At 68.6% G+C, this 3,236-nt stretch carries 4 protein-coding genes; 3 read left to right on the top strand and 1 reads right to left on the bottom strand.

What is annotated here, in order from left to right; genetic code table 11:
* On the top strand, positions 1 to 975 hold a 975-nt coding region (locus tag A5650_RS22610; protein ID WP_067297123.1), incomplete at its 5' end, for a SidA/IucD/PvdA family monooxygenase.
* Positions 976 to 991: 16 nt separating this feature from the next.
* Here A5650_RS22610 and A5650_RS22605 read toward each other — a convergent pair.
* The gene (locus tag A5650_RS22605) at positions 992 to 1,306 is read right to left on the bottom strand and encodes a type II toxin-antitoxin system VapB family antitoxin (RefSeq protein WP_067085722.1); all 315 of its coding nucleotides are present in this window, start codon (positions 1,304 to 1,306) and stop codon (positions 992 to 994) included.
* Between the two features lie 167 nt (positions 1,307 to 1,473).
* On the opposite strand from A5650_RS22605, the gene hrcA reads away from it, so the two are divergent.
* Together hrcA and A5650_RS22595 are read left to right on the top strand one after the other, a co-directional pair.
* Positions 1,474 to 2,505: a heat-inducible transcriptional repressor HrcA gene (gene hrcA / locus A5650_RS22600; RefSeq protein ID WP_067297118.1), complete on the top strand. Its 1,032-nt coding sequence runs from the start codon at positions 1,474 to 1,476 to the stop codon at positions 2,503 to 2,505.
* A 30-nt stretch (positions 2,506 to 2,535) separates the two neighbouring features.
* A partial coding sequence (locus A5650_RS22595) for a DnaJ domain-containing protein (protein ID WP_156670666.1) occupies positions 2,536 to 3,236 on the top strand: 701 nt, incomplete at its 3' end.

The raw sequence follows: 3,236 nt of genomic DNA, 5'->3' as shown, positions 1-3,236 counted from the left end.
CCCGCGCCCACGCACCGCAGGTGGAGCCAGTATCTGCGTTGGGTCGCAGGCAATGTCGGGATGAACGTGGTGCGGGGCGAGGTGCGCGGCATCTCGATCGACACAGCCGACGCCGAATCTGGCCAACCGCGGTGGGCGCTGCACACCCCCGACCGCACCGTGACCGCCGACGGCCTGATGATCACCGGCCCCGGTCAACCGGAGCGCTCGATCCTGCCTGGCAATCCGCGGGTGCTTTCGATCGCGCAGTTCTGGCACCGCGCGGCGCAGTACGAGCTGATCCGCGCCGAACGCGTCGCCGTCATCGGCGGGGGAGAGACCGCGGCGTCGATGCTCAACGAGCTGTTCCGGCACCGGGTTTCGACGATCACCGTGATCTCGCCGCAGGTGACGTTGTTCACCCGGGGCGAAGGCTTCTTCGAGAACACGTTGTTCTCCGATCCCACCGGCTGGACCGGCCTGACGATGGCCGAGCGACGTGACGCGTTGCTGCGCACCGACCGCGGGGTGTTCTCCGCGCGGGTGCAGGACGCGTTGCTCGCCGACGACCGGATCCGCCACCTGCGGGGCCGGGTGGCGCATGCAGTGGCCTGCGAGGGCCGAATCCGATTGACGCTGAGCACAACCCAGAGCGGCGAATCACTCGAGACCGTGCACGGATTCGATCTCGTCATCGACGGTTCGGGTGCCGATGCGATGTGGTTCGTTCCGCTGCTCGGCCAGGACGCGCTGGATCTGCTGGAACTGGGCCTGGGTGTGCCGCTGAGTTCGGAGGCGCTGCAGGAGGCGATGGGCGACGACCTCGCCGTCAGCGGGGTGCGGCCGAAACTGTTCCTGCCAGGCCTGTCGGGGTTGACGCAGGGACCGGGGTTTCCCAACCTGTCGTGCCTGGGTCTGTTGTCCGACCGGATCCTCGGCGCCGACCTCGGCGCGGCCACCGACCACCCGCCACGCGAGCATCAATCCGTTCGATGACGGTGACGGTGGAGCGCTAGACCTGTTGTGCGAGGGGGACGTCCATGTCGAACACGCGCGCGTGCAGGATCGTCCGGTTACGCAGTGCCGCCCGCACCGCGCGGTGCAGCCCGTCTTCGAGGTAGACGATGCCCTTCCACCGCACCGCATGCGGGAACAGGTCGCCGTAGAACGTCGAATCCTCGGAGAGCAACCGGTCCAGCGCGAGCACCGTCGTCGTGGTGACCAACTCGTCGAGCCGGATCTGGCGCGGCGGGATCTGCGCCCACTGGCGGTGCGACAACCCGTGGTCGGGGTAGGGCCTGCCCTCCCTGACTCCCTTGAAGATCATCGGGCCTGCATCCTTCGCGTCGTCCCCCCGGGCAACGGCATGACAAAGCAAGGTTAGTGCACCGCATGGAGGGTGTCGCGGTGCCGTGAGGGCTGCTCGCACACTATCGGTGCTGTTGGTGCCCCTAAAATGGGTGATAACGCGATTCGAGGGGTAGGTGAGCAGACATGGGTAGCGCCGACGACCGACGGTTCGACGTGCTGCGCGCGATCGTCGCCGACTTCGTGGCCACCAAGGAGCCGATCGGGTCGAAGACCCTCGTCGAGCGGCACAACCTCGGTGTCTCCAGTGCGACCGTGCGCAATGACATGGCGGTGCTGGAGGCCGAGGGCTACATCACTCAGCCCCACACCAGCTCCGGACGCGTTCCCACCGAGAAGGGCTACCGCGAGTTCGTCGACCGCATCGACGACATCAAACCGCTGTCGACGCCCGAACGCCGCGCGATCCTGACGTTCCTCGAATCCGGCGTCGACCTCGACGACGTGCTGCGCCGCGCCGTGCGCCTGCTCGCTCAGCTGACGCGCCAGGTCGCGATCGTGCAGTACCCAACGCTGTCCACCTCGACGGTGCGTCACCTCGAGGTCGTCGCGCTCACCCCGGCCAAGTTGCTGCTGGTGGTCATCACCGACACCGGGCGGGTGGACCAGCGCATCGTCGAGCTCGGTGACGCGCTCGACGAGCACGACCTCACCAAGCTGCGCGACCTGCTCGGCCAGGCCCTCGAAGGCAAGCCGTTGGCCGCCGCATCGATCGCGGTTGCCGACCTGGCATCGCAGCTCGATGGGCACGGAGGGCTCGCCGACGCGATCGGCCGGTCGGCGACCGTGCTGGTGGAGACGCTGGTCGAACATCGCGAGGAACGGCTGCTGCTGGGCGGTACCGCCAACCTCACCCGCAACACCGCCGACTTCGGGGGCTCCCTGCGGTCGGTGCTCGAGGCGCTCGAGGAGCAGGTGGTGGTGCTACGGCTGCTCGCGGCGCAGCAGGAAGCCGGCAAGGTGACCGTGCGCATCGGCCACGAGACCGAGGCCGAGGAGATGGCGGGCGCCTCCGTGGTGACGACCGCATACGGAAGTTCGGGCAAGGTGTACGGCGGCATGGGGGTGCTGGGCCCCACCCGAATGGACTATCCGGGAACTATCGCTAATGTCGCTGCGGTTGCTCTCTACATCGGGGAAGTCTTAGGCAGCCGGTAACACCGGTACAGGAAGGTCAGGCAAGTCAGCGTGGCACGCGACTATTACGGGTTGCTCGGAGTGAGCAAGGGCGCGACGGACGCGGAGATCAAACGCGCCTATCGCAGGTTGGCGCGTGAGCTGCATCCCGACGTCAACCCGGACGAAGAGGCCCAGGCGCGGTTCAAGGACATCAGCGCGGCCTATGAGGTGCTCTCCGATCCGGAGAAGCGCCGCATCGTCGACCTTGGGGGCGATCCGTTGGAGTCGGCCGCGTCGGCAGCCGGCAACGGGTTCGCCGGGTTCGGCGGGCTGGGCGACGTGTTCGAGGCGTTCTTCGGCGGCGGCACCACCACACGCGGCCCGGTCGGCCGGGTGCGCCCGGGTTCGGATTCGCTGCTGCGCATGCGGCTCGACCTGGAGGAGTGCGCCACCGGCGTGACCAAGCAGGTCACCGTCGACACCGCAATCCTGTGCGACCTCTGCCACGGCAAGGGCACCCACGGCAACTCCACCCCGGTCACCTGCGACACCTGCGGCGGCCGCGGCGAGATCCAGACCGTGCAGCGGTCCCTGCTGGGCCAGGTCATGACCTCGCGGCCGTGCCCGGTGTGCGGCGGCGTCGGCGAGGTCATCCCCGACCCCTGCCACCGCTGCGGCGGCGACGGCCGCGTGCGCGCCCGCCGCGAGATCAGCGTGAAGATCCCGGCCGGTGTCGGCGACGGGATGCGGGTGCGGTTGGCCGCGCAGGG

Origin of the sequence: Mycobacterium sp. 1164985.4 (assembly GCF_001668575.1) — a bacterium.
In the GTDB taxonomy this organism is placed as follows: Bacteria; Actinomycetota; Actinomycetes; order Mycobacteriales; family Mycobacteriaceae; genus Mycobacterium.
This window is presented reverse-complemented; position numbering and strand designations above follow the sequence as displayed.